Raw genomic sequence first — 26,529 nt, 5'->3', positions numbered from 1 at the left:
TAAACCGCGCTTATGATGCCTTAAAAATCAGGTCCCATACCCCATGCCCTAAGCGCAATCCGCGCTGTTCAAACTTAGTTAAAGGCCTGTAGTCAGGCCGCCCGCAATAACCCCCGGTTCTGCTGCAATTGTCCATCCCCGCTTCTGCGCCGAGGATATCCAACATCCATTCGGCGTAATGTTGCCAGTCAGTGGCGGCGTGAAAATATCCTCCAGCCACGAGTTTCCTAGTCAATAGCCTCGCAAACCCTGTATTGACGATCCGGCGCTTATGGTGCTTTTTCTTCGGCCAAGGGTCAGGAAAAAATAAATGCAGGCCGGCAAGGGCGTGGTCCGGGATTTTTTTCTCGAGAATTTCAATGGCGTCATGGCAATAAATCCTGACATTGCTGATGCCGCCTTGTTCCAGTAACATCAGCAAATGGCCGACGCCTGGACGGTGCACTTCAATGCCGAGGTAATCCTGTCCGGGATTCGCCGCCGCCATTTTTGCCAAGCTTTCGCCATTGCCGAAACCGATTTCCATGATCAGCGGCGCAGTACGCCCGAACACTTCGCTAAAGTTATAATCAAGTTCAGGGTTTAGGCAGTATTTGTCCCAATGGGTATCCAAAGCCAATTGTTGGCCCGGAGTCAAACGGCCTTGCCGACGGATAAAACTTTGGATTTTTTTAAAAGGAATTTCAGGATTAAGCATAAATTGAAGAAGGTACGGCTAAACCACGGAGGGTTTGATGTCCACGAAAAACACGAAAATATTCATAGCGTACTTTGCTGTTTTTCGTGGCTTTCGTGTATAAAGCTTTTAAGCGACGGCTAAATAATCAAGCCATCAATCGGAGAAGACGCTGAGGCGAACCGGCGTCTGGGCATACGCCCTGCCAAAAAGGCCTCACGGCCGGCTTCTATGCCTTTGCGCATCGCTGAAGCCATCAGGATAGGGTTTTTTGCATCGGCAATCGCGGTGTTCATCAACACGCCATCACACCCCAGTTCCATCGCAATGGCGGCGTCAGAAGCAGTGCCGACCCCGGCGTCAACTAAGATTGGCACGGTGGCGTTTTCGACGATAGTCAATATGTTATACGGGTTGCGCACACCCAAACCAGAACCTATCGGCGCAGCCAACGGCATGACTGCGACACAGCCTATCGCCTCCAAACGTAAGGCGGCTACCGGGTCATCGTTGGTGTAGACCATGACATCAAAACCGTCTTTCACCAATAATTCCGCCGCGATATAGGTTTCGGCAACATCCGGGAACAAGGTTTTCTGGTCTGCCAACACTTCCAGCTTGACCAATTTATGTCCGCCCAACAATTCCCGCGCCAAACGGCAGGTCCGAACCGCATCATCGGCGGTGAAGCAACCCGCCGTGTTCGGCAGGATGGTGTATTTATCCGGTGAAATGACATCCAGCAAATTCGGCTCGCCGGGATTTTGCCCGATATTCGTGCGGCGTATGGCCACGGTGACGATTTGCGCCCCGCTCGCTTCAATCGCCAGACGGGTTTCTTCCAAATCTTTGTACTTGCCGGTGCCGACCAACAGGCGCGATTGGTAGGCTTTGCCCGCCAAAATAAACGAATCGTCCTGGCCTCCACCTATGGCGTGGACGATTTCCAAACGGTCATCGGCCTGCAAGGTTTGGCTGGCGTATTGGTTGAACGGTAAGATTTCCTTGTTCAATTCCACGGCAATTTTTTTGCCCGTCAAGCCCAAATCGGCAACCAAATCGGCGACACTGGCATTGTCAGCACAGTCACGGCTATCGCCGTTCACAAAAACTTTCATATTTTCAAACTCCCGTCAGGGTTGGCGACACGGCGTTTCCGTACCGCTTCCGCCAATTCATGCAACAACGGTACGGTGTCTTCCCAGCCCAAACAGCCATCGGTGATGCTTTGCCCATAGACCAGTTCTTGGCCTTCGATTTGTTTTTGGCTACCCGCCTTCAAATGGCTTTCAACCATCACGCCCATGATGCGGTGGTCGCCATGCGCAATCTGCGCACTGACATCTTCACCGACAATCAGCTGCCGTTGGCATTGTTTTAGGCTATTGGCGTGGCTGAAATCTATCATGATATTCGGGCGGAGATTAGCCTTGCGCAAGCCTTCGGCGACTTGTTCGACGCTGACCGCATCGTAATTCGGCCGGTCATTGCCGCCGCGCAAAATGATATGCACGTCTTCATTGCCGGTGGTGGAAAAAATCGCCGAATGGCCGGTTTTGGTCAAGGACAAAAAGTGATGCGGGCTCATCGCCGCACCTATTGCATCAATGGCGATTTTGATCGTGCCGTCGGTGGAGTTTTTAAAACCGATAGGGCAGGACACGCCGGAGGCCAATTCACGGTGGCCTTGGCTTTCGGTGGTGCGTGCGCCGATGGCGCCCCAGGCGATCAGGTCGGAGATATATTGCGGGCTAATCAAGTCCAAATATTCAGTCGCCGCCGGCATGCCCATGCTGGTGACATCGACCAACAACTGCCGGGCAATGCGCAAGCCTTTGTTGATGTTGAAGCTGGAATCCAAGTCAGGGTCGTTGATCAAACCTTTCCAGCCGACAGTGGTTCGGGGTTTTTCAAAATAAACGCGCATGACGATGAGCAGGTAGTCTTTCAGCTCATCTTTAACGGCTTTCAGGCGTTGCGCGTATTCTTTGGCGGCAACCGGATCATGGATGGAACAAGGGCCTATCACCACCAGCACCCGGTCATCCGCCCCCGTCAGGATATTATGGATTTCCTTGCGGGCGGCCAGGGTAGTTTCTGCGGCCGCGTCGGTAATCGGCAATTCCTCGTGGACCAGAATCGGTGCAATCACTTCTTTAATTTCACAAATTCTCAAATCATCAGTGTTATATTTTGTTTGCATGAGTGCTACCAAGCTGCTGCTTTATTACAGGATGTGTTTCAAATCCTGGTATTTTAACTGTTTTCGGCTTCTTTGGGGTTAGTTTTTGCTTAGTGATTGATCTTAAAATACAAGAAATGTCCACGAAAAGTACGGAAGGCACAAAAAATTGCTTCTGAACCGGGTTATGGCAAGCCTGTCTGCCAAGCTTGAGCATCTGTCCAATTCTGCCACGACAGCAGGCTAAATTATCGGAAAAAAACCGTTGTATGAGGTTTTTCGTTTTTTGTGGACGGCTCCAGGCTTTTCAGTTTTCTTGTATCCCAGCGTGTGTGCTCATCTGAAAAACGTGCTTATTTCAGCACCCGAACCAGCTTCATAAAGCGATAACTGAAACTAACCTGCGGATCGTCGGCAATTTCTTCCCTGGTCACTTCCCGCCATTCGGAGGCATTAATTTCTGGAAAAAACGTGTCACCCGCAAATTCCTGTTGGATTTCGGTCAGGTACAGCTCGTTGGCTAGCGGCAGCACCGCTTCGTATAAAGTCGCCCCGCCGATGACAAACACTTGTGCTGACAACCGGCAAGCATGGTTTAGCGCCGCGTCCAGCGACGTAAACACCAAGCAACCGTCCTGGTGATAATTGGGGTTGCGGCTGATGATGATGTTTGTCCGTCCAGGCAAGGGTTTGCCGATGGCCTCAAAGGTTTTCCTTCCCATAATGAGCGGGAACCCCATCGTGATGTGTTTGAATTTTCTTAAATCGGCCGACAAATGCCAGGGCATTTTGTTGTCCAGGCCGATCACGCGGTTGCTGGACATCGCGACTATCAATGATATTTTCATGTTCTTAAAAAGGTGGCTTTGTTATGCTTAATGAACGGATAACCCGACATCATACACTATGAAAAATAAAAAAATTTTGCTGGTATTTACTGGCGGCACGATAGGTTCATCGGTCACGGCGGGGACGATCAACACCTCCAGCATTGCGCCATACACCCTATTGCAGCAATTCCAACAACATGATCCTAATGCGGGGAATGTGAATTTTACACCCATCGCGCCGCTCAATTTGTTAAGCGAGAATTTGGTCCCGACCGATTGGACGGCTTTGATAGCGGCCATTGAAGCCGCAAATCCAGGGCGGTTCGATGGCATTGTCATCACCCACGGCACTGACACCTTGGCGTTCACCGCCGCCGCCTTGGGCTGTTATTTCCATGCCTTGGAAACGCCTATTTTGTTGGTGTCCAGCGATTACCCGCTCGCCGACCCCCGTGCCAATGGCCTTGCCAACTTTATGTGTGCAGTGGATTTTATCGCGCAACAGCCGCAACCCGGCGTGTTTGTGCCTTACCGCAACCCAGGCCAAGCCATGCACATCCATCAAGGCCACCATCTCGCGTCTTCCTTGCAACTCAGCGGCGACTTTATTAGCGTGCAGCACAAGAGCTATATGCAGCATGATGGGGCGTTCAGGATCCTGCATCCGCGTAAACCCAGGCAGCAGGCCCATTACCGTTTGACCGCCCGTTTTTCTGAGCGGGTCATGTTGTTGCGCCCATACCCAGGCCTAGATTACCGCAACATCAACTTAGACCATGCCGATGCCGTGCTGCACGACTTATACCATTCCGGTACGGCTTGCGTCTCGCCCAGCACTGGCAAACACCACGCCTTGCCGGAATTCATCGCCCAATGCCGGATGCGCAATATCGCCGTCTACCTGGCCCCTGCCTTGCATTCGCCGGATGCTTACCAAAGCACACGGCAGCTGATCGAGCAGGGCGTGCATGTGTTGTGGGATTTGTCCATCGAAACGGCCTACGCCAAACTTTCGCTGGCTTATGGCAATTTTACGCAACAAGAGGAAATCGTCGGGTTTATGGCGGCGGATATTGCGGGCGAGCATATTTAATACAAATCCACCGGGTCAACATCCAAAGACCAGCGCACTTTTTGTTTGCCCTTCATGGCTTCCATTTGCGGCACCAACTTATCCAACAACCTATGTAAGGCTTGCCGGTGTTGGCTTTGCAGGAGCAATTGGTAACGGTACAGCCCCGCCCGTTTTGCCATCGGCGCGGCGGCCGGCCCCAGCACCTCCACTTTGGTTTGGGCGTGTTGTTGCAATAAGGCCACGACCGCATTCAGAAAAGCCAACGGCGCGTCTTCGGAAGCCGCTTGCACCCGCATCAGGACTTGATGGCTATAAGGCGGCAAGCCCGCTTCTTGCCGTTCCGCCAACGCAGTTTGGGCAAAGCTGTGGTAACCGGAATGGATCAACGCCAATAACAAGGGATGGTCGGGTCGGCGGGTCTGCATCACCACCTTGCCGGGTTTTTCCGCCCGTCCGGCGCGGCCTGAGACTTGCACCAACAATTGCGCGAGCTTTTCCGGCGCATGGAAATCAATGCTGAACAAGCCGCTGTCGACATCTAAAAGCGCCACTAGCGTGACGTTGGCAAAATGGTGGCCTTTCGCCAGCATTTGGGTGCCTAGGATGATGTCCACTTTTCCCGCGTTGATTTGCTCCAGATAATTTTCCAAAGCGCCTTTGCGCTGCGTGGTGTCGCGGTCTAGGCGGACGATGGTTTTATCGGGGAAAATCGCGGCCAACACTTGCCCGACCCGCTCCGTGCCTAAGCCCAATGCAGTCAGCTCACCCGTTTTGCAGGCCGGGCAGTGCTTGGGCAAAGCCTGTTCTGAACCGCAATGGTGGCAGCGCAGGCGTTGTTCATGCCTATGGATGACCAAGTTCGCATCGCAGCGGCGGCAACGCGCCACCCACGCGCAACTGTGGCAAATCAAGGTTGGCGCAAAGCCGCGCCGGTTTAAAAACAACAGGACTTGCTCGTGTTTTGCCAACGTCCCGCGTATCGCCGCCAACAAGGGCTCGGACAAACCTTCTTGTAGCCGTTGGTTCCTGATGTCCAACAATTGCAGGCTAGGCTGCACCGCCACGCCCGCCCGTTTTAGCAAACGCAGATGTTGGTAACGCCCGTTTGCGGCATTGCACAGGCTTTCCAGGGCAGGGGTCGCCGAGCCCAGCACCACTGGGACGCCCAGTTGTTTGCCGCGCACCACGGCGACATCCCGCGCCGAAAAACGCAGCCCTTCCTGCTGCTTGAAAGAGGTGTCGTGTTCTTCATCAAGGATAACCAGCCCCAAGTTTTTGAACGGCGTGAACAAGGCCGAGCGCGTCCCCAGCAAAATCGCGCATTCGCCTTGCCGTATCTGTAGCCACGCCGTTTGCCGTTGGGGGTCGGTCAATTTGGAATGCGACACGGTGATGCTGACGTTAAAGCGTTGCCGGAACCGGGCTTCCAATTGCGGCGTGAGGGTGATTTCCGGCACCAGCACCAACACCTGTAAACCCCGTGCCAAAGCGATGGCGATCAACTGCATGTACACTTCAGTCTTGCCGCTGCCGGTCACGCCATCCAGCAGGAACACGCGGAACTTGCCAAAACTGTCAGTGACGGCGGCAATCGCCGCTTGCTGGTCGGCGTTGCAGGATAAGCCCGTGTTATGGGCAGGCGCCTGCACCACCATATCCGGCGCGTCGGCTGGCATCAATAAACCCTTGCCGATTAACGCCTTGGCGGCTGTGCGCCAGTTGTTTTGCAGGGAGGCCAACTGCGTTTCCGGCAAGGCGCTGGTGTGCGCCTGGAATTGTTCCAGCAGGTTTTTTTGTTGCGGGGCGCGTTTTAATGAACTGGCATCGAAGTTTTTGCCCATGTCGGTCAGCGCGAGATAACGGGTTTGCGGCAAGGCCGCAGTGTTGCCTTGCCGCAAACCCGCAGGCAAAGCGGTGCTGATGACTTGGCCCAAGGGATGATGGTAATAATGGCCCACCCATTGCAACAACGCCAAATCTTGCTTTGTTAACAAAGCCTCCCTGTCAATAACCCGTAAAATCGGCTTTAATTTTTCCACCGCCACCGGGCTGGTCGTGGAGATTTCCATCAGCACCGCGATTTTGTGGCCTTTGCCAAACGGCACTTCTAAGCGCACACCAGGGCAGATTGGTTCGTCATCAATTGCCAGGTAGTCGAACAGGCTAAATACGGGCAAAGGTAAAGCCACACGGAAAATCCGTGCCGCAGCGGAGGGGGAAGTGGGCATTGGCTAAAAACTAAGGGTGGGGGTAGGGCATTATAGCGATACCGGGGGTGGGCTTGGAAATTGTTCGCAGGGGGAGCAGGGCTTGAGCAGGACGGGGTTTTGCAACCCCGTCCTAAACGTTTTAAAGCTTGTAAATTAGGATGACGAAGGGAATCCCAGCGTATAAAGCCGCTATTGCCGGGATTGCGCTATCGCTTCATCCCAACCTACAACACTAATTGTTATCAAAGCAAATTCGCCACATACAAGGCGGCGCCAGGACGTTTTGTCGTCCGCATGGCGAAAACCAAGCGGTTACCATTGACCGAGCCAGGCCCCAGTTCGTTGTACACTTCCAGAACTGAAGTCCCATCGCCCAGCTTATCGCCAATGCCGACAATACGTTGGATTTTATTGTCCTTAAACATAAAAATCCCCATTCTGCCATTGGCCGTCAGCCCATCACAGTTAGTCGTATTGGCAAAGAAAAACACCCGCCCTGCGTCGGCGACAAAATTGCCAATCACATTGGCAGGGCATTGCCTCATCCCCGGTAACTTTTGTAAGTTGCTAAAAATCCTACGAATAGGTGCGCCCCCCACTTTGGAAAAAAGCCCATAATAATCCGCGCCGCTGTTGGCATAAAATACCGATTTGTTGCCATCAAATAAAAAATAACTGAAAGCCGCCCCGGCCGTTTCTGGGCTGGGGTCGCCGGGCAAATTATTGGAACGCACCAAAAGATGCTGCTTACCGGCATATAAAGCTTGGGGGCCAAAGACGTTGCTGCCAGCATAACCAAACAGGGTGGCGCCATTTTTAGGATAAACGCCTAAAGTCGGGCCGTAAAAAGCGCGTGGATTGGGGGAAATGGCAATATCAGGATCATTGTTGTCGCGGATTTTGGTCAGGCCTGCGCCGTCATATCTTGCCTGATAAACCCCCGAAGGGTCGGAGTTGCCAAGTGTCGCCGCCGAAAAAAACACCCTGTTGCCATTAAAGGCATAAGCGTTGTGGCAACCTTGTTGGCTAAAACCAGAAAATTGCCCAAATTTGGTGAAACCATCGCTAGGGTTGGTGGTTTTATAGTTTGCAACACGCTTGATCAGCCCGTCCTGCAAGCGGATTGAATACAGCCCGCCAACAGCCCGCAAAGCGGGGTCGGGATTGGAGTCAGTGGCAAAAAACACCGCCCTGCCTTTGCCTAACACGGGAGAGGTCGTATAGTCCCCGCCGTTACTAAACCCAAAGGTGCTAAACGTACCGACGCCTCCGGGCACGGCTTGACTTTGGCCCACTAACTTACGCAAGCCTGCGCCATTGGCCTTGATGGTCCAGATCGAGTCATAACCTGCCCGAGAAATAAGGCTAAGCGAGCGGAACACCACATCATCCCCTTCGATGACCGGACAACCGATCTCAAAAAAAGTGGCGTTACCAGAGTTAGTCTTATCAGGACGCTCTTGGCCTTGGTAGACTAATTCTTGAAAAACGGCCGCCGCCTGGGCTGCCGATATGAAACACATACTGGATAAGCCCAGCAACCAGGCTGCAATATGCACCAAAAACAGCGGTTTTGTTTTCTTGATACCCATAATACACTCCCATTTGCTGCGCTTAATTGAAGTGGGCAATCGGTACACAGCACAACCAAGGGCCCAACAGGAAATCGGTTTTAAGCTTACTGGCCATTTAAAAAATAACCGGTTGTTTAGGCTTGTCCCATGCCGCCACGATAATGCCCCAATAGGCTGCGCATGGGTTTTGAAGGCGTTCACACTGCGGGCATGTCCGTTGTCAGCACCGATTGCCGCATCCTAAATTCGTTCATGTCCTTATTGTCTACACGGTCATAAATTTCTTCCACAGCCAGCGTCAGGCCAATCGGGGCAAAAGTTACGGCATCGCCCAGATAGAAATATTCCGGTTGCCAATGTTGGCTGCGGCGCAGCACTTGCACGGAGACAAAATCCTGTTCAACCAGCACATATTCCTGCACGGACGGCAGGTTGATGTAACGTATCAACTTGGTGGTGGTGTCGGTTTTGCGGGTGGATGGCGAGAGCACTTCCACGATGATGACGGGCGAGTTGGCAAAATAATCGTCACCGGATAGTTTGCCGCAATCCACCAGCACATCGGGATACACATAGTCTTTTCCTAAACGGACTTTCATATCGGCAACAAAAGTGGCGCATGGAGTGCCTTCCAGATGATTGCCAAATTTACGCATGATGTTAGCGGTAATACAATTGTGGTTATATCCCGCCCCAGCCATTGCGTATACTTGCCCTCCAATATATTCATGCCTGATGTCGGAAACTTGTTCGCTCGCCAAATATTCTTCTTCGCTTATTAAATAAGGCGGTAATGGTTTTACGGATGACATAGTGGCAAACTCCAATTTATGGTTACCGTAGCCTGGGTGAGTGTAAACGGTATCATCCTTAAGTGGTTTCTTTATCCGTATTCCAAATCTGCAACAAGCTCAACGTCGCCAAAAGCAAAAACGCCAGCAAAGTCCACGCCGGCATACTGAACCCCAAAAACTGCCAATTCACTTCTGCGCAATCCCCAGAACCATTCAGCATCAGTTTGATGGTTGCGGACAATGGGAAATTCTGGAACACATATTCCAAGCCCGGGCCGCATTCCGGTACCTTATCCGGCGGCAAATGCTGTATCCAAACATGCCGCGCCGACACCGCCCCGCCACATAACGCAAGCACCGCACCGGCTATCGAATAAATTTTGATGCCGCGTGCTTGCGGGTTGTGGATGGCCTCCGCCAAAAAGCACAAGCCCGTCAACAAAATGCCGATACGTTGGGAAATGCACAAGGGGCAGGGCTCCAACCCGTCAACGAACTGGAAATACGCGCCCATGCCCAGCAAAAACACACAACCCAAAAATCCCCAAAAAAACCAGATCCGGGGGGTAAACCTTAATAATTCCAACATATCACATCACCTTACGATTCAAGATTAAAGCAGGGTTAACAAATGCAAATAGTGTAACATCGACGCGAAAACGGGACATCGCCGGATTTGGCTGTCCGGCCCGGTTTTGGCATTACAATAATGGGCATCCCACAAGCCAGACTCTGAACATTTTAAATGAAACAAATTCCCTTATTTCCTCCTTTGTTAGGCCAATTGGACTGCCATGAATTATTGGCTTCATTATTGGCTTTGTTTGCCGATAGCGCGGTTTATTGTGTTGACCAGCGGCAAAACATCCTCTATTGGAGCCCGGCAATGGAGCGCTTGACGGGTTTGCCCGCCCAAGAGGTTGTCACTAAGCCGTGTTTGCCGGATTATGCCATTGATGTCGGCCACCTTGACGAGGGCAACCAGATGGTCAATCTGGTGTGCCCAAATGGCGATAATGTCTGCATGAAAAAATCCGTGCAAAGCTTACGCGACCCGGACGGCAACATTGTTGGCGGCATTGGCCTGCTGATGGCTTGCGGCCCGATTGGCAGCCAGGACACGTTGAAAACAATCAAGAAAAATTCCAACCAGAACTTTTATGGCATCATCAGCCGCTCCCCGGCCATGCAGGCGGTGTTCCAGATCATCGAAAACGCCGCCGAAACCACGGCCACCGTGTTGGTGAGGGGCGAAAGCGGTTCGGGCAAGGAATTGGTGGCGCGGGCCATCCATCAGCTCAGTACACGCCGTAACGCGCCGTTCCTGGCGATCAATTGCGCGGCATTATCGAGTAGTTTGCTCGAAAGCGAGTTGTTCGGGCATGTGCGCGGGGCGTTTACCGGGGCGGTTAAAGACCATCAAGGGCTGTTCCAACGCGCCCACGGCGGCACTTTGTTTTTGGACGAAGTCGCCGAATTGCCGCTGGATTTGCAGGCGAAACTGTTGCGGGTGATCCAGGAGCGCAATTTCATCCCCGTCGGCGGTGACCGTTCGGTGAGCGTTGATGTGCGCCTGGTCGCCGCTTCGCACCGCTCTTTGCGTGAGCAGGTCAAAAAAGGCGAATTCCGCGAAGATTTGATGTACCGCCTGCGCGTCGTGCCCATTTTTCTGCCCGCCCTGCGCGAACGCCGCGAGGACATCAGCTTGTTATTGTGGCATTTCATCCAGCTGCATAATGGCGAAAACTTGCGCAAAATCGACAAAATCGACCCGCTGGCGATGCGCCTGTTGCTGGATTACCCATGGCCCGGCAATGTGCGGGAACTGCATAATGTCATTGAATACGCGTTTGCGGTCGGGCGTGGAACAACGCTGAAAATGTCGGAATTGCCGCCGGAATTTCGTGAACCTGCCGTCAGTGTGGAAGCCCCTGCCGCCACCAAACTGCGCTTATCGGGCGAGGATGAAGCCACGGCCATCCGGCTAGCCTTGCAGCAAAGCAACGGCTCAGTTGGCCATGCGGGGGATTTGTTGGGGATGAGCCGGGCGACATTATGGCGCAAGCGCAAGCGGTATGGTTTGTAGGATGGGCTGACGACAGGATGCCCATCAACATTCACCAGAAACGATGGGCATCCCTTCGTTCAGCCCATCCTACCAAGGTATAACAATCAAATTAGTCATCCACCCCATAAGCTTTTAAAATAGCCCCACCAAAGATTTACTTTCTGAGAATTACTGGACATGCCTTTACCCATTCAAGATTACGCTTTACTCGACGATGACGAATGCGATGCGCGGATTAGCGCCGCGAAAGCCAAGCTGGGCTCCCGTTGTGTGATACTGGGCCACCATTACCAACGTGATGAAGTTTTCAAACACGCCGATTTTTCCGGCGATTCGCTGAAATTGTCGCGGGACGCCGCCAACTCGGAAGCGGAATACATCGTCTTCTGCGGTGTGCATTTCATGGCCGAAGTGGCGGATATTTTGTCGCGCCCTGAGCAAATCGCCATTTTGCCGGATTTGGCGGCGGGCTGTTCGATGGCGGACATGGCGAACCTGATGAAGGTGCAAAAATGCTGGGAAGAACTGGCGCAAGTGTTGGATGTGGAAAGCCAAATCACGCCCGTCACTTACATCAATTCCGCCGCCGATTTGAAAGCCTTTTGCGGCCAGCATGACGGCATTGTCTGCACCTCATCAAATGCCCAAAAAATCCTCACTTGGAGCTTTGCGCAAAAACCGAAAGTGCTGTTTTTCCCTGACCAGCATTTGGGCCGCAACACAGGCTACCGCATGGGCATCCCGTTGGAAGAAATGGTCACTTGGGATTTTAACAAACCCATGGGCGGGTTGACCGAGGAACAAATCCTCAACGCCAAAATGATACTTTGGAACGGGTATTGTTCGGTGCACCAGGCGTTCAAGCCGGAGCAAATCGACAATTTCCTGGCGCGTTACCCAGAAACCAACGTGATCGCCCATCCCGAAGCCTGTTTTGAAGTTTGCGAAAAAGCCGATTTTGTCGGTTCTACTGAATACATTTTAAAAACCGTCCGCGCCGCCGAACCGGATACGCGCTGGTTGGTGGCAACTGAATTAAATTTGGTCAACCGTCTGCATGAAGAATGTAAAAGCCAAGGTAAAAACGTGCATTTCATGTCGCCAACTTTGTGTATGTGTTCAACCATGTTCCGCACCGACCCGCAACATTTGGCGTGGGTGATGGAAAATCTGGCGGCGGGTGAGGTCATCAACCAAATTGCCGTATTGCCCGAAGTGGCGGGGCCGGCAAAAAAGGCATTGGATAATATGTTGATGGTGAGTTAAGATTTTCGCCAGTCGGCTTTGCACGGGGTATCAGCCGTACTACAGGAGTTAGGGATAAGGACAGAAAACAATGATTACGGGTTGATAAATATGATTTTTCTAACAATAAAAATAAAGCTGTCCGCTGTTTGCAGCATCCATGCTACTGACTGGCAGTCAAGGAAGTAAGCCATGACCATGACCACCGCCGAACTTAACGTCCTGCATAGCCATATTGACACGTCCACCAAGTTCCTGGAATTTGGTGCGGGGGCAAGCACTTTGTATGCCGCCAGTGTGCCGGGCATCACCCAAATCGACTCGGTGGAATCGTCCGCCGAGTTCGTCGATGAGAACCTTAAACATAATCCGGTGATTTCCGAAGCCCTGTCCGCCGGACGTTTGCTGTTCCATATCATCGACATCGGCAAAACGTTTTATTGGGGCTATCCGGCGAGTTTTTGCAAAAAACATCTCTGGCCCGATTATTCTTTCCATATTTTCCGGCAAAAAAGCGAGCATGATTTGGTGTTGATAGACGGGCGCTTCCGCGTGGCCTGCACCCTTAACACCATTTTGAACACGCCGGAACATTGCAAGATCCTCATCCACGATTTCTGGAACCGCCCCTACTACCACATCGTCCTTCCGTTTCTGGAAACCCAGGCGGAAGTTGATACCCTGGGCGTTTTTACCAAAAAAAACGCGATTGACCACCGCCAAGTCAAGTCATTGATCGAGAAGTATAAATACTTGCCTAGATGAGGTTTCCAGCGCCAGACATCGGTAAGGTTTTGGCCGGGCTGTGCGCGTATCTGGGTATCCGTAACGTCTTGTGCCGTTGATTGCAGGGAAGCCTTAAGGCTTCCAGGCAGCGACGGTCACCCCATCACCACCGCTTGCTGTTTCGCCCCCCAGTTGCCCGGTGCCGCCTTAAAGACCCCGGCGCAGCGTGTCCCGCAAAAGCTGCAACAGCCGTGCTGGTCCAAATTCCATTCCGACAGCTCATACCAATCGCGGCCTATCAACAGCTTGCCGCAACTGTGGCAATATGTGCTGTCGGCGGACTTGTCATGGACATTGCCGACATAGGCGTAATGCACGCCATTTTTTAACGCGATTTGCCGGGCCAGCAGCAACGACGAAACAGGCGTGCGCGGCTTGTCCTGCATTTTCCAATCGGGGTGGAAGGCGGTGAAGTGCATCGGCACGTCCGGCCCCAGGTTTTCCACCACCCATTGGGTCATCGCTTCCAGTTCCGCTGCTGAGTCATTCTCACCGGGAATGATCAGGGTGGTCAGTTCCAGCCACACCGACGTTTCATGTTTAAGGTATTGCAGGGTTTCCAATACGGGCTGCAAATGGCTGCCGGTGATCTTGTGATAAAAATCTTCGGTGAACGCCTTCAAGTCAATGTTGGCGGCATCCATCCATTGATAGAACTCGATCCTGGGTTCTGCGCAGACATAACCCGCCGAAACCGAAACGGATTTTAGCCCCAAGCTTCTACAGGCGATTGCGGTGTCGATGGCATATTCATGGAACACTACCGGGTCATTGTAGGTATAGGCCACGCTGTCGCAACCATGGGCCAGCGCCGCTTGGGCAATGGCTTCGGGGGAGGCTTTGCCCATCAGCGTGTCCATTTCCCGTGATTTGCTGATGTCCCAATTCTGGCAAAATTTACAGGCGAGGTTGCAGCCTGCCGTGCCAAAAGAGAACACGGGCGTGCCAGGCAGGAAATGGTTGAGCGGTTTTTTCTCGATAGGGTCAATCGCAAAACCGCTGGAGCGCCCATAACTGGTCATCACCACTTGGCTGTCAAGGTTTTGCCTGACAAAACACAGGCCGCGTTGGTCCTGATGCAATTTACAAAACCGCGGGCACAAGTCGCATTGGATGCGTCCGTCATCCAGTGCATGCCAATAGCGGGTTTTTACGGTGTCGTGCGTGATAAACTCAGTCATCTTTATGCTCCCGAAAGCTATTTATAATTGCCAAAAACAGCATATACTCATACCTAAAGATTTTATAGCGTAATTTTTATCGGAAATAGGAGGGCGCACTTATGAACAGACAACCCGCTGTGGCCGGGGCTTTTTATCCGGCCGACCCGAAGCAACTCCACGCCATGCTGGACCAGTATCTTACCGATGCCGAAACTGCCGCAAAAGTGCCCAAAGCCATTATCGTCCCCCATGCAGGCTACATTTATTCAGGCCCTATCGCCGCATCCGCCTATATCCGCTTAAAAAAAGCCCATGACCGGATAACCCGTGTCGTCCTTATCGGCCCTTCCCATCGGGTCGCTTTCAAAGGGCTGGCGGTGAGCGGGGCGCAATATTTCGTGACCCCCCTCGGGGCTATCCCCGTCGACCAGGCCGCCGTGCAGGCCATCACGCAGTTACCATTTGTCGGCTATGGCGAACAGGCGCATACCTCTGAACATAGCCTGGAAGTGCATCTGCCATTTTTGCAGGAAATGCTCGATGATTTCACAATCGTCCCGATAGTCGCAGGCGACGCGACGCCGGGACAGGTCGGCCAAGTGCTAGACGCCCTGTGGGGTGGCGAGGAAACGCTGATAGTCATCAGTTCCGACCTTAGCCATTATCATGACTACGCAACGGCGCAGCGCTTGGACAAAGCGACCAGCCAACGGATAGAAAACTTGCAATATGACGCCTTATCCTTTGAATCCGCTTGTGGCAGGGTTCCGGTCAGCGGTTTGTTGAAGGTGGCGCAGGAAAAATCACTGACGGTAAAAACCATAGACTTGCGCAATTCCGGCGATACGGCGGGCGATAAAAGCCGGGTGGTGGGGTATGGTGCGTATGTCATTGACTAAAGCGCATCAACAACGGCTGTTGGCGTTGGCAAAAAACTCAATCGAGCATGGTTTGCAGACGGGCAAGCCCTTAAAAATCAATCTGGCTGATTTCCCGCCTGAATTGGCAGGGCGGCGGGCGACGTTTGTGACCCTAGAAAAACAGCATCAGTTGCGCGGTTGTATCGGTATGCTCGAAGCCGTCAGGCCATTGGCGGAAGACATCGCCGAAAACGCATTTTCAGCCGCTTTCAGGGATCCCCGGTTCCCGCCGTTGCAAGCTGAGGAACTGGACGGTTTGGACATACACCTGTCCATACTCACGTCCGCTGAGCCTATGGCATTCACGTCCGAAGAGGATTTGCTGGCGCAACTGCAACCCGGCATAGACGGCCTGATCCTGGAAGAAGGCCGTCGGCGCGGGACATTCCTGCCCTCGGTTTGGGAATCGCTGCCTGAGCCTGGGCAATTCCTGCGGCATTTAAAACAAAAGGCCGGTTTGCCTGCGGGTTATTGGTCCGATACGGTCAGGGTTTACCGCTACCGTGCCGAAGTGGTAACGTGAGCGTCAGAAGATATAGAGCCGCCCGCCTTAATACCATACGGAGATCAACTTCCGGCATTCCGTCACCCATTTGCATTCCTTTTCTTCGCAAACCCCTTTAAATTCAGAGCGGAAGCAGGGGCGATGTTGTGTGGCTTTTTGGATGGCCTGTACCAACGCCAACTCCGAAACTAAGCTCTCCGGGTTTTCAATGCCGATCAATGCCGCCAACTGCTGTAAGCTTACGACCGTCATCGGCCCGTCTTCCGCCAAAATGGTGACGTAAATCCCCACCAGCATTTCCAAATACGCCATTTCGGCCGCCTGCCAATCTTCCAGCTCGTTGCCGGGCTCAAAGTTTCTGGCTTCCGCCTTGAAATATGCGGCTTCGGCTATCCACTGATGCCGGTTGATATTCGTTGCTAAATTTCTGATCATGGATGTTGTTCCAACGAAAATTTGCTAATACGGTTATGGCTCCATTAATCGTGATGCCCCTTAAGGCCCGGCCCTGCGTTAACTGGCGCCATCTCAAGTTGAATTGTCCGTATGATGCTTTGGATTGGGTCCATTTCGCCTTGGGCTGTAAGGGCCGTACCGTTATGGTAGTCGGTTTTTATTGGAATATGCAGACGCTGGCCTTCTAATTTTACGTTCATTGATGCGTCATCGGCTCCGGGGACATTCACGGTCACAAGATAATGCACGGGTTTCTCCTGTAAATCCAGCAGTGGGTTTGCTTAAACTGCCTAACAGGGCGTTCATGTGGAAAGGGGAGATGGATTTATCGGAAATTCGTCCCATTTCTTTTGGCATGTGCCGCATTTCATCATAGGGAGCCCATGGGCTGTCATCAAGAATTTGTCATCAAAGTCTGATTGGGGCTGACCCAGTTTGGCTCTGTCCGGTATTTTTGGATATTGCCGGTGTAAAAATCCAGCCAATGAATCTGGCAGGCCACAACGGACTGGGCCGGCTGCGTAAAGAAATTGAGCAATTGCGGATGGGGGGGCTAAATACTAAAAAAGGCCGCCGTCTTTTATGACGCTATCTCTGGGGCACAAGTGCAGGTCAGCCCAATGCCAACGATGGGGAAAACGGCATCCGTATCTATAGGAGCAATGCCGGGATAGTTGTTTGTCGATTTGCACAGAACTTTTTTCACGGGGCTAACCGGATTCAAAGGCTAACTTGACCTCAACACCCATCTAGTACTCAGTCAATGTTGAATTGTCAGTGTTATTTTCGTAGGGGCGGGCGGTTGCCCGCCTGATCGCTACGGATGTTGGCACAGGCCATAAACAAGGCGGACAACCGTCCGCCTTTTATTTACGGATTTAGACTGCCCCGACAAAAAATCAATGACTGAGCATTAGTCACAAATAAAAGAACTTTCATGTAGCCAGGGCGGCTGTTATGAAAGCCTGTGAATCACGTATAAAAACGATTAATTAATTCACATTGATCGTGATATTGGTGCATTAATTTTCGTCTGCTTGGGTTCTGGGGTTACGGATGGGGCTGTCCGGGGCCAGGGGCGCCAATAGCTGGCGCATCGAATCCACCCTTCTTTGATATTTTCATGGCTTAATCGCCTTAAAGCCAATATCCGTGCGGAAATAAATCCCGTTCCAATCGATTTTTCCGGCTAATTCATACGCTTTGCGTTGCGCGGTGGCGATGTCCTCGCCCAAGGCGCAGGCGCACAGCACGCGTCCGCCCGCTGTGACAATATCATCACCCACTTGCGCCGTACCGGCGTGGAAAATTTTGCAATCATCCGTGTCATCAGCCGCCAAACCGGAAATCACCGCGCCTTTTTGGTAAGCGTCTGGATAACCGCCTGCCGCCAATACCACGCCCAAAGCCGCGCGCTCATCCCAGTCGCTGGTGGTTTTGTCCAATTCACCCGCTAAGGCCGCCAAGCACAGTTCCACCAAATCCGATTTTAACCGCATCATGATCGGCTGGGTTTCAGGGTCGCCGAAGCGGCAGTTGAATTCCAACACTTTAATCGCGCCGTTCGGCGAAATCATCAAGCCCGCGTACAAAAAGCCTGTGTACGGGATGCCATCCGCCGCCATGCCTTCCAGCGTGGGCATGATGACTTCGCGTAGTGTGCGCTCGTGGACATCGGGCGTAACCACTGGCGCAGGCGAATACGCACCCATGCCGCCCGTGTTCGGGCCTTTGTCGCCGTTGTCGCGGGCTTTGTGGTCTTGCGACGTTGCCATTGCCAAAGCGTGTTTGCCATCGGCGATGACAATAAAACTGGCTTCTTCGCCGACTAAAAATTCCTCGACCACCACGCGATGTCCGGCTTCGCCAAAGGCATTGCCCGCGAGCATATCTTCTACGGCATCAATGGCTTCTTGTTCGGTTTGCGCGACAATCACGCCTTTGCCCGCCGCCAAACCATCGGCTTTCACCACGATAGGCGCGCCTTGTTGTTTGATATAAGCAATCGCTAAGTCTTTGTCGGTAAAGCTTTGGTAAGCGGCGGTCGGGATGCCGTGGCGGCTTAAGAAATCTTTGCAAAACGACTTCGAGCCTTCCAATTGCGCCGCCTGTGCGGTCGGGCCAAAGCACTTCAAACCAGCGGCTTGGAATTGGTCAACAATGCCCAACACCAACGGTACTTCGGGGCCGACGATGGTCAGGCCGATGTCATGCTCTTGGGCAAACAGCAACAAGGCCGGAATGTTATCGACCGCAATCGCGACGTTTTCAATGCCAGGTTCAGAAGCCGTGCCGGGGTTGCCGGGCGCGACAAAAACTTTTGTGACATTAGGAGATTGGCTAGCTTTCCAGGCAAGGGCATGTTCGCGCCCGCCGCTGCCGACGATGAGGATGTTCATGGGTTAGGTTCTCGGGTTAAATAGCCGTCTGTTTTTTGGAAAAAAAACGGACGTTAGGAAGGTTTTCAAAATGGTCGTCAGCCGTAACAAGTCCGGCGTTTTCTTGCTCGGCAGTTGCGTAAATGATGGCATCGGCAAAACTTAAACGATATTGTTGTGATAATGCCGAAGTCCGTAACGCCAGTGTTTGGGTAAATGCAACAATGCTTGCTTGTTGGGTATAAGCAATGATTTCTAAAGCCATTGCTTCAGATCGTTCCCGACAAATCCATTTATGCAGTTCGTATTGGATGGTAGTTGGTACGACTAACAGTTCTGGTTTAAGCAAATACGGTTCAAATTCACTCGCCAAAACGCCATCGGTCAACCATTCTATCCAACCGCAAGTGTCAACGATGGTCATATCCTGTCGCTGCGATCACGGATGTTGTCGGTATTCGCACCTTTTAAAATGCCTCGCAAGGATTTGGGTAAAGTTTGTTGTGGCACTAACGCGATGAAATTCTCTTTCAAGACCACATCAAACGTTTGTCCGGCTTGTAAATGCAGGGAATCGACAATTTCTTTAGGAATTACAACTTGGTTTTGGTTTGAAAGCGTTGCTTCTAACATGATTTTAACTCCTGGATAGCGGCGATTTTCACTTCTTGCCAAGATAGTACATCATTTGGGTTGGCGAGATAATCCTCAAGTCTGCGGTCGAGTTCTTCTTGTTGCGGCTTGGTCAATGGCGGATCGACTTTCAAACAGGTTGTATTTTGTGATGATTTTATATTCATGGCGCGTATTTGATTGAATGATTGGCTTCCTTACGTCAGCCCATCCTACGTTAAAATCGATGCGGAATACCCGCCGCTTTTAAGATGCTATTAGCCGTATGCCTTGATTTACAAGCATGGTTTACCGTCACAGAGACACCTTTTTCTGATGCCCAGATTTCGTGTGAACCTTTGCCAGTGCGGACTAATTTATAACCATGCTTAAGCAAAAGCTCTTTAACCAGTTTTTCGTAACCATTCATACCGCAACAGGTGGTTGAAAAAACGACACATGCGTTCCGGCTTTGGCGTGTAACTTGGGTAGGTTCAGCGTAAGCAATTCCGGCACTAAATCCCGCACTTCTTTTTCCAACTCGTCCAATGTTTCCGCTTCCACTACCAAGCCTTTTAAATCAAGGCTAGTGGCGACGTAAACATTAGCTTCGTCGTCATGGATGATTTCAACTTTGATTAACAACGACAATCCCAAACTTGCAAAGAATGCCGCACAAGGCCAGCCTAAACGGTACATGCTGTTCTCCTGAATAATGAAGTTTGAGCATAAATATCAATTTTGTAGGATGGGCTGAACGAAGGGAAGCCCATCAAAATGTGCGGTAAATGATGGGCTTCCTTACGTCAGCCCATCTACGAGCTAATTACAGCAAAAGCTGTTTATCATCATTCTTGTATACAGTTAAATTGACCATTCCAACACGTCATCCTCAAGTTTTGAGAAATGGCGAAACAATCTACCCAAATTTGCGATTTGGTTGGGTTCTGCACTAATGCAAAACTCAAACAATTCACGCATTGGAAGAGCTTCGTTATTGTTGAACCGAAGTTGAATGGCACAGTGTCCAGTGGATGAGGTGGTGAAAGCCCTAAATCTGAAATAATATCCCCATCTATCCTCAGGTCGCTCTGATCCTACTTCATAAAGAAACACATCAGTTGGATGTCGAGGAAAAACTTCAAGCTTATCAGCAAAGTGAGTTAACGTGTCTGCATTGTCAAAATATTCGAAACAGCAAGATTGCCGTCCATTTGAAACCTCAAAAGCCAAGTGCAGATGATAAGGTTCTTCGTATGGAATTCGGGTAATTCGAATATATGCGCTCATCAGTTAATCCAGGTTATGTTAATGCCTAAAATGCCGCATCCCAGTAAACACCATCGCAATCCCATGCTCATCCGCCGCCGCGATCACTTCCGCGTCGCGCATTGAACCACCTGGATGAATAATCGCGGTCACACCTGCTGCTGCTGCGGCATCTATGCCGTCACGGAAAGGGAAGAAAGCATCGGAAGCCAGCGCGGAGCCTTGCACGACCAAGCCTTCGTCAGCGGCTTTAATACCGGCGATTTTTGCCGAATACACACGGCTCATTTGGCCTGCGCCGACACCGATGGTTTGCCCGTTTTTGCAATAAACAATGGCGTTAGATTTAACGAATTTGCCGACTTTCCACGCGAACAGCATATCCGCCAGTTCTTGTTCGGTTGGGGCGCGTTGACTGACGATTTTCAGGTCGGCGGCGGTGATTTTGCCTTGGTCTTTATCTTGTACTAGCAAGCCACCTGCGACGCGTTTGAAATCTAAAGACGCGGCTTCCTGCTCTGCCCACACGCCGCATTCCAAGACACGAATATTTTGTTTGGCGGCGAGTACGGTTTTGGCGGCTTCGCTGACCACGGGCGCGATGATGACTTCAACAAATTGCCGTCCGATGATTTCTGCGGCGGTGGTTTCGTCCAGTTCGCGGTTGAAGGCGATGATGCCACCGAACGCAGAAGTCGGGTCGGTTTGGTAGGCCAAGTTGTACGCGCCTAAGTTGTCGTCGGCTTCCGCCACGCCGCAGGGGTTGGCGTGTTTGACGATGACGCAGGTGGGCTTGGCGGTGAAGGCTTTGACGCATTCTAAGGCCGCGTCAGCATCGGCGATGTTGTTGTAGGAGAGTTCTTTGCCTTGCAATTGTTTGGCGGCGGCGATAGTGCCGGATGCCGGAACTTTTTCGCGGTAGAAGGCGGCGTTTTGGTGCGGGTTTTCGCCGTAACGCAACGCTTGGTGGTGTTCAAATTGCAGGTTTAAGGTTTCAGGGAATTGTACGCCGTTTAGGCCGCTTAAGTAGGCCGCGATTTGGGTGTCGTAGCTGGCAGTGTGGGCGAAACATTTTACTGCCAGGTTAAAACGGGTTGCGCCGCTGAGTTGGCTGCCTTCGTTTTGCAGTTCGGCGAGGATAAAACCGTAATCATCAGGGTTGACCACCACGGCGACATCGGAGTGGTTTTTGGCGGCGGCGCGGAGCATGGTCGGGCCACCGATGTCGATGTTTTCAATGGCGGTGTCAAAATCACAGTCCGGTTTGGCGATGGTGGCGGCGAACGGGTACAAATTCACCACCACCATATCAATTGGCTGGATGCCGTTTGCCGCCATAATAGCGTCGTCAATACCGCGACGGCCTAAGATACCTCCGTGCACTTTCGGGTGCAGGGTTTTCACGCGCCCGTCCATCATTTCGGGGAAACCCGTGTAGTCGGAGACTTCTGTCGCGGGGACGTTGTTTTCCGTCAGGGTTTTGAAAGTGCCGCCTGTGGACAGGATTTCGATGCCTAATTGGTTAAGTGCGCGGCAAAAATCGACAATACCGGATTTATCGGAAACGCTGATAAGCGCCCGAGTGATTTTTTTGTTCATGTAAGCCTTATTTTAAAGAGAGGTTTTGTATGGGGATAAACCACGTTAAAGCGGTTGCTAAGCTATTATAAACGGCGGGGGCGTTCCTTCAATGACTGATTCAATGTAAACAGCAATGAATCGGTCATGGAAGGAAGGGTAAAGTTATAGGCTTAAGGGTATCAGTTGAGAAAGCGTATTGATTGTATGGTGCGTAGTGACAATTCATCATTGCCGACTAGCCCTTGGGTATCAATCACTACTGAACGTTTGCCATTGCTGATCACCGCCCATAAGCATTCGCCTGCGGCGGCATGGAAGCCATTTTCGTCCGAAACGCCACAATCGACAACGGCTTTGATGCCTTGCCAGCCATCCCCTTGAATCAGTTCGGCAGGATATTCGCCGGAGCGGCCTTGGGCGATCCAGTTTTGGCCGTTTTTGGTGAAGATGGCTTTATCAACGGCGATTTGATCTAAATTCCCGTCAAATATTTCAAAAGCGATCAGGTAATCGGTTTGTGATGGCATTGCCGGTTCAAGCAAAGCCACGCAGTTTTTGCTGTCATGGCATTGTGGGCTGATTTTGCGTTGTGCAGGATAAGAAAAGGCAATGCCGAGTTGTTTGTCGGTGAATAGCGTCCAAGCCTTTTCGGTGGGGGTGGACAATTCGGCTATCCTTTGTTGGTAGGCCTTGCTAAGGCAGACGTCATCGTGGCAGGTGTCCCGCTGCGTACGTAACCAATGTTGTTGGGCTTTTTTGAGGGCCGCCGTTTTGCTGGCCGCTTGGTAGAGTTTGCCTAACTGTTCATCAAGTGTTGATAATTGTGGGTTAGCGCAGATTATTTTTTCAACTTCCGTGCTGGCTTTAGCACAATCAAAGCCAGCCGCTTGAAGATGGGTTACTGTGATGGGGGCCAACAACAAAAGGGCTAGGCAAGCGTGTTTTTTCATAAGTTACGGGGAATGTAGGCATTGGATAATGCTGGGTTACCCAGCGCGTGTGTGGATACTAGCCGCCTTGGCCTTTATTTGCCAAGGCTTGTTTGATGGCGGCTTTGGTCATCGGCCCGACTTTGCCGTCAGCGGCTAGTTTTGCTTTGGTTTGGAAGTTTTTGACCGCTTGCGTGGTGTCTGGGCCGCTGATGCCATCGGCCCAGTTTAGGGCTTGCGCCCAAATCGTTCAAGGCTTGTTGCAGCCATTTGATGCTGTTATCGTCTTCGGGATACAACCCAAGCTACTGGTGAATGTAATGAAATGCCCAAAATGTGATTATCAATTGCCAGAAGGACAACCAAGCTGCCCGCAATGTGGCATTATCTTTGCGAAATATTTCAAGTATCACCCGGAGCCCAACGCTACCCCGGAACCAGCTCTGGAGCCAGTGGTTATCACCTTCAGCAAAGACCAAGAATCTAGCTGGTTTCAGGAGACCCCGGTTCCTGGCCTGCATTTGTTGGGTCGGTTGGTTATTTTTATAGGGCTGGTTATCTGGAGCTGGCAGTTGATTAGCCCGTCCATTGCCAGCAATGCCGTTGGCGGATCATTTTTGCACAGCATCAACCTGCCTTTCCACGAAGCCGGGCATATCATTTTTAGGCCATTTGGCGCCTTCATCACTTCATTAGGCGGGACGTTAGGGCAATTGCTGATGCCGTCTGTTTGCGCGGGTGTGCTGTTGCTAAAATCGCGTGACCCGTTTGGCGCGAGCGTGGCCTTGTGGTGGGTAGGGGAGAACTTTCTCGATATAGCCCCGTATATCAATGATGCACGCGCAGGCGTTTTGCCCTTGCTGGGTGGAAATTTTGGCCATTCTGCGCCTTATGGCTTTCATGATTGGCAATATATTTTGAATGAATCGGGTTTGTTGCAACACGACCATGCCCTTGCAAAAATGGCCTTTGATATCGGCTCTTTGGTCATGTTGTTTTCCTTATACTGCGGCGGTTTTTTGTTGCTGAAACAATACCGATTTTGGCATAAAAACCACGTCTAAACCGCGTCAGAACAGGCTTTAGGTAAATTGTCCGTAAAGCCTGATAAATCGCTTGCATACCCTGACGCTATAAGAGTAATGTTACGAACCGTGACGGATTGCATCCAATTATGCAACGCACTATTTACAAAAAAACAACTAATACATAAAAATAACTAGGACGCAACTAAAAAGTCGACAGGCTTAGTAATCTGACGGGCTGTCTTTTCAGGAGGCCTGATCTATTGGATAATGCCCGTTCTACAACTATTAACCCTTCCTATCCACCCTTAAAAACGAGAAAAAATATGTCTACTTTTCCGATTGATCTTGGCGCATACCAACGCATTTCGCTAGACCCTAGCGTCCCTACGTTGACCGCAGAGCAAAAAGCCGCCCTGCAAGCCAATATCCAATTGTGCCGCGATGCTATCGTGTTCTTCACCTCTACCGGTGCGGCGCGTGGCGTGGGCGGCCATACTGGCGGCCCTTACGACACCGTGCCAGAAGTCATGATTATGGACGCCTTGTTCCGTGGTTCTGATAATTTCGTACCGACGTTCTTTGACGAAGCCGGACACCGTGTCGCCACGCAATATTTGATGTCAGTGCTGAACGGCGCTATGCCCGCCGAAAAATTAACCGAATACCGCGCCGCGCATTCGCATCTGCCAGGCCATCCAGAATTGGGCTTCACACCCGGCGTTAAATTCAGCTCGGGCCGTTTGGGCCACATGTGGCCTTATGTCAACGGCGTGGCGATGGCTAACCCTAGCAAAACCGTATTCTGCTTAGGTTCAGACGGCTCACAACAAGAAGGTGACGATGCCGAAGCAGCACGTTTAGCAGTCGCCCAAGGCTTGAACGTCAAATTGATTATTGACGACAACAACGTCACTATCGCAGGCCACCCATCACATTACTTGCCAGGTTGCTCAACCGCAAAAACTCTGGAAGGCCACGGCTTGACCGTGCTGGAAGGCAACGGTGAAGACCTCGACAGCCTGTATGCCAACATCTGCAAAGCCATCAACACGAAAGGCCCGGTCGCCATCATCAACCACCGCCCCATGTGCCCAGGCATTAAAGGCTTGGAAGGCTCGACCCACGGCCATGACGTGATTTCCGTCAAATTGGCCTTGGAATACTTGCAAGACCGTGGCCACACTGCTGCGGTTGACTTCCTGAACGGCGTGGTCGCCCCTAAAAACGACTACAAATTCTTGGGTTCCAGTGACAAATGGGATGCCAACCGTAACGTCTTCGGTGATGCCGTTGTTGCTGTCATGAGCACCATGAGCGAAGCGGAACGTATCGAAAAAGTCCGCGTGATCGACTCTGATTTGGAAGGCTCTTGTGGTTTGCACAAAATCCACACCGCGTTCCCAGAAAGCTTCATCTCTTCCGGTATCATGGAACGCGGCAATTTCTCAGCCGCCGCCGGTTTCGGTATGGAAGCCGGCAAACAAGGCATTTTCGGCACCTTCAGTGCATTCTTGGAAATGTTGATGTCAGAAATCACCATGGCGCGTTTGAACAACTCCAACGTGTTGAGCCATTTCTCACATTCTGGTATCGACGACATGGCGGACAATACTTGCCATTTCGGTCTGAACAACATGTTCGCCGACAACGGCTTGGATGACGCTTACGCAACGGGCTTGTATTTCCCGGCCGACCCTAACCAAATGAAAGCCGTGGTCAGCAAAATCTTCTTCGAGCCAGGCCTACGTTTCGTGTTCTCCACACGTTCAAAAGTGCCATTAATTTTGAACGACAAAGGCGAAGAATTCTTCGGCGGCGATTACACGTTTGTCCCAGGTAAAGACGAAGTCATCCGCGAAGGCACCGCAGGCTACATCGTGGCTTTCGGCGAAACCTTGTACCGCGCATTGGACGCCGTAGAACGTTTGAAAGCAGAAGGCATTGACGTTGGTTTGATCAACAAACCCACTTTAAGCGCCATCGACGAAGACATGCTGCAAAAAGTCGGCAAAGCACCGTTTGTATTGGTGGCTGAATCCTTCAACCGCAAAACCGGTTTGGGTAGCCGCTACGGTTCCTGGTTGCTGGAACGCGGACTGACACCTAAGTTTGCCCATATCGCCACCCACAAAGAAGGTTGCGGCGGTTTGTGGGAACAATTCCCGCACCAAGGCATTGATCCCGTTGGTATCATGGCGAAAGTGAAGGAATTGCTTGCCTAAGCAACCACCTAGCTTGCAGTGACAAA

The 26,529-nt window shown here is 51.7% G+C and carries 28 protein-coding genes; 8 read left to right on the top strand and 20 right to left on the bottom strand.

Features of this window, described 5'->3' with window-relative positions; translation table 11 throughout:
- Positions 1-10: 10 nt before the first annotated feature.
- The 4 genes from trmB to METMI_RS0101830 form a co-directional block, all read right to left on the bottom strand.
- Complete coding sequence (gene trmB, locus METMI_RS0101845) at positions 11-697, bottom strand: tRNA (guanosine(46)-N7)-methyltransferase TrmB (protein WP_019864489.1); 687 nt, start codon at positions 695-697, stop codon at positions 11-13.
- 119 nt (positions 698-816) lie between these two features.
- The gene (gene thiS / locus METMI_RS0101840; RefSeq protein WP_019864487.1) at positions 817-1,794 is read right to left on the bottom strand and encodes a sulfur carrier protein ThiS; all 978 of its coding nucleotides are present in this window, start codon (positions 1,792-1,794) and stop codon (positions 817-819) included.
- On the bottom strand, positions 1,791-2,879 hold the full coding sequence (aroG, locus tag METMI_RS0101835; RefSeq protein WP_019864486.1) for a 3-deoxy-7-phosphoheptulonate synthase AroG: 1,089 nt from the start codon (positions 2,877-2,879) through the stop codon (positions 1,791-1,793). Before aroG ends, thiS begins: the two co-directional genes overlap by 4 nt.
- 332 nt (positions 2,880-3,211) lie before the next feature.
- Positions 3,212-3,706, bottom strand: a complete 495-nt coding sequence (locus tag METMI_RS0101830; protein WP_019864485.1) for a dihydrofolate reductase — start codon at positions 3,704-3,706, stop codon at positions 3,212-3,214.
- Between the two features lie 58 nt (positions 3,707-3,764).
- On the opposite strand from METMI_RS0101830, the gene METMI_RS0101825 reads away from it, so the two are divergent.
- Positions 3,765-4,781, top strand: coding sequence for an asparaginase (locus METMI_RS0101825; RefSeq protein WP_019864484.1), 1,017 nt, complete (start codon positions 3,765-3,767; stop codon positions 4,779-4,781).
- On the opposite strand, the gene METMI_RS0101820 is transcribed toward METMI_RS0101825, so the two are convergent.
- The 4 genes from METMI_RS0101820 to METMI_RS0101805 form a co-directional block, all read right to left on the bottom strand.
- Positions 4,778-6,991 (bottom strand): primosomal protein N', encoded by a 2,214-nt coding sequence (locus METMI_RS0101820; protein WP_019864483.1) that lies wholly within the window; start codon positions 6,989-6,991, stop codon positions 4,778-4,780. The two genes, METMI_RS0101825 and METMI_RS0101820, sit on opposite strands and share 4 nt — an antisense overlap.
- A gap of 224 nt (positions 6,992-7,215) precedes the next feature.
- A complete protein-coding gene (locus tag METMI_RS0101815; protein WP_019864482.1) occupies positions 7,216-8,565 on the bottom strand; it encodes a hypothetical protein in 1,350 nt (449 codons plus the stop codon).
- Between the two features lie 179 nt (positions 8,566-8,744).
- On the bottom strand, positions 8,745-9,359 hold the full coding sequence (locus tag METMI_RS0101810; protein WP_019864481.1) for a Uma2 family endonuclease: 615 nt from the start codon (positions 9,357-9,359) through the stop codon (positions 8,745-8,747).
- 58 nt (positions 9,360-9,417) lie between these two features.
- A complete protein-coding gene (locus tag METMI_RS0101805) occupies positions 9,418-9,930 on the bottom strand; it encodes a disulfide bond formation protein B (protein WP_019864480.1) in 513 nt (170 codons plus the stop codon).
- A gap of 156 nt (positions 9,931-10,086) precedes the next feature.
- Between METMI_RS0101805 and METMI_RS0101800 the strand changes: the two genes are divergently transcribed.
- The 3 genes from METMI_RS0101800 to METMI_RS22940 all read left to right on the top strand — a co-directional run bounded on the left by METMI_RS0101800 (position 10,087) and on the right by METMI_RS22940 (position 13,419).
- Positions 10,087-11,427 (top strand): sigma-54 interaction domain-containing protein, encoded by a 1,341-nt coding sequence (locus METMI_RS0101800; RefSeq protein WP_019864479.1) that lies wholly within the window; start codon positions 10,087-10,089, stop codon positions 11,425-11,427.
- A 159-nt stretch (positions 11,428-11,586) separates the two neighbouring features.
- On the top strand, positions 11,587-12,675 hold the full coding sequence (nadA, locus tag METMI_RS0101795; protein WP_019864477.1) for a quinolinate synthase NadA: 1,089 nt from the start codon (positions 11,587-11,589) through the stop codon (positions 12,673-12,675).
- Positions 12,676-12,846: 171 nt separating this feature from the next.
- The gene (locus METMI_RS22940) at positions 12,847-13,419 is read left to right on the top strand and encodes a hypothetical protein (protein WP_019864476.1); all 573 of its coding nucleotides are present in this window, start codon (positions 12,847-12,849) and stop codon (positions 13,417-13,419) included.
- Between the two features lie 116 nt (positions 13,420-13,535).
- On the opposite strand, the gene amrS is transcribed toward METMI_RS22940, so the two are convergent.
- Complete coding sequence (gene amrS / locus METMI_RS0101785; protein WP_019864475.1) at positions 13,536-14,621, bottom strand: AmmeMemoRadiSam system radical SAM enzyme; 1,086 nt, start codon at positions 14,619-14,621, stop codon at positions 13,536-13,538.
- 101 nt (positions 14,622-14,722) lie between these two features.
- Here amrS and amrB point away from each other — a divergent pair, with 101 nt between their 5' ends.
- On the top strand, positions 14,723-15,502 hold the full coding sequence (gene amrB / locus METMI_RS0101780) for an AmmeMemoRadiSam system protein B (protein WP_019864474.1): 780 nt from the start codon (positions 14,723-14,725) through the stop codon (positions 15,500-15,502).
- Positions 15,489-16,046, top strand: a complete 558-nt coding sequence (amrA, locus tag METMI_RS0101775) for an AmmeMemoRadiSam system protein A (protein ID WP_029151431.1) — start codon at positions 15,489-15,491, stop codon at positions 16,044-16,046. The genes amrB and amrA overlap by 14 nt, the downstream gene beginning before the upstream one ends.
- A 27-nt stretch (positions 16,047-16,073) precedes the next feature.
- On the opposite strand, the gene METMI_RS0101770 is transcribed toward amrA, so the two are convergent.
- From METMI_RS0101770 to METMI_RS28265, 11 genes are all read right to left on the bottom strand, one after another.
- On the bottom strand, positions 16,074-16,463 hold the full coding sequence (locus tag METMI_RS0101770; RefSeq protein ID WP_019864472.1) for a DUF2934 domain-containing protein: 390 nt from the start codon (positions 16,461-16,463) through the stop codon (positions 16,074-16,076).
- A 1,142-nt stretch (positions 16,464-17,605) separates the two neighbouring features.
- Positions 17,606-18,883 carry a phosphoribosylamine--glycine ligase gene (purD, locus tag METMI_RS0101755; RefSeq protein ID WP_019864469.1) on the bottom strand — a complete coding sequence of 426 codons (1,278 nt, stop codon included), beginning with the start codon at positions 18,881-18,883 and terminating at the stop codon, positions 17,606-17,608.
- A gap of 16 nt (positions 18,884-18,899) precedes the next feature.
- On the bottom strand, positions 18,900-19,286 hold the full coding sequence (locus METMI_RS0101750; RefSeq protein ID WP_019864468.1) for a type II toxin-antitoxin system VapC family toxin: 387 nt from the start codon (positions 19,284-19,286) through the stop codon (positions 18,900-18,902).
- Positions 19,283-19,495: an AbrB/MazE/SpoVT family DNA-binding domain-containing protein gene (locus METMI_RS0101745; RefSeq protein WP_019864467.1), complete on the bottom strand. Its 213-nt coding sequence runs from the start codon at positions 19,493-19,495 to the stop codon at positions 19,283-19,285. The genes METMI_RS0101750 and METMI_RS0101745 overlap by 4 nt, the downstream gene beginning before the upstream one ends.
- Positions 19,489-19,662 carry an addiction module protein gene (locus METMI_RS25980; protein ID WP_019864465.1) on the bottom strand — a complete coding sequence of 58 codons (174 nt, stop codon included), beginning with the start codon at positions 19,660-19,662 and terminating at the stop codon, positions 19,489-19,491. Before METMI_RS25980 ends, METMI_RS0101745 begins: the two co-directional genes overlap by 7 nt.
- A gap of 50 nt (positions 19,663-19,712) precedes the next feature.
- Positions 19,713-19,904, bottom strand: coding sequence for a type II toxin-antitoxin system HicA family toxin (locus tag METMI_RS0101735; RefSeq protein WP_019864464.1), 192 nt, complete (start codon positions 19,902-19,904; stop codon positions 19,713-19,715).
- On the bottom strand, positions 19,901-20,173 hold the full coding sequence (locus tag METMI_RS0101730) for a DUF1902 domain-containing protein (RefSeq protein ID WP_019864463.1): 273 nt from the start codon (positions 20,171-20,173) through the stop codon (positions 19,901-19,903). The genes METMI_RS0101735 and METMI_RS0101730 overlap by 4 nt, the downstream gene beginning before the upstream one ends.
- A 165-nt stretch (positions 20,174-20,338) precedes the next feature.
- Complete coding sequence (locus tag METMI_RS25975) at positions 20,339-20,764, bottom strand: hypothetical protein (protein WP_198007879.1); 426 nt, start codon at positions 20,762-20,764, stop codon at positions 20,339-20,341.
- Positions 20,765-20,782: 18 nt separating this feature from the next.
- On the bottom strand, positions 20,783-22,342 hold the full coding sequence (purH, locus tag METMI_RS0101725; protein ID WP_019864462.1) for a bifunctional phosphoribosylaminoimidazolecarboxamide formyltransferase/IMP cyclohydrolase: 1,560 nt from the start codon (positions 22,340-22,342) through the stop codon (positions 20,783-20,785).
- A gap of 161 nt (positions 22,343-22,503) precedes the next feature.
- Complete coding sequence (locus METMI_RS25200; RefSeq protein ID WP_019864460.1) at positions 22,504-23,274, bottom strand: lysozyme inhibitor LprI family protein; 771 nt, start codon at positions 23,272-23,274, stop codon at positions 22,504-22,506.
- Positions 23,275-23,332: 58 nt separating this feature from the next.
- On the bottom strand, positions 23,333-23,467 hold the full coding sequence (locus METMI_RS28265) for a peptidoglycan-binding domain-containing protein (protein WP_408630390.1): 135 nt from the start codon (positions 23,465-23,467) through the stop codon (positions 23,333-23,335).
- On the opposite strand from METMI_RS28265, the gene METMI_RS22920 reads away from it, so the two are divergent.
- Both METMI_RS22920 and METMI_RS0101710 read left to right on the top strand, forming a co-directional pair.
- On the top strand, positions 23,466-24,317 hold the full coding sequence (locus tag METMI_RS22920; protein ID WP_408630389.1) for a zinc ribbon domain-containing protein: 852 nt from the start codon (positions 23,466-23,468) through the stop codon (positions 24,315-24,317). The genes METMI_RS28265 and METMI_RS22920 overlap by 2 nt on opposite strands.
- A 287-nt stretch (positions 24,318-24,604) precedes the next feature.
- Positions 24,605-26,503, top strand: coding sequence for a transketolase C-terminal domain-containing protein (locus METMI_RS0101710; protein ID WP_019864458.1), 1,899 nt, complete (start codon positions 24,605-24,607; stop codon positions 26,501-26,503).
- Positions 26,504-26,529: the final 26 nt, after the last annotated feature.

Source organism: Methylovulum miyakonense HT12 (genome assembly GCF_000384075.1).
GTDB classification, from domain to species: domain Bacteria; phylum Pseudomonadota; class Gammaproteobacteria; order Methylococcales; family Methylomonadaceae; genus Methylovulum; species Methylovulum miyakonense.
Note: the sequence above shows the minus strand (reverse complement) of the source record. Positions and strands in the feature narration are given on the sequence as shown.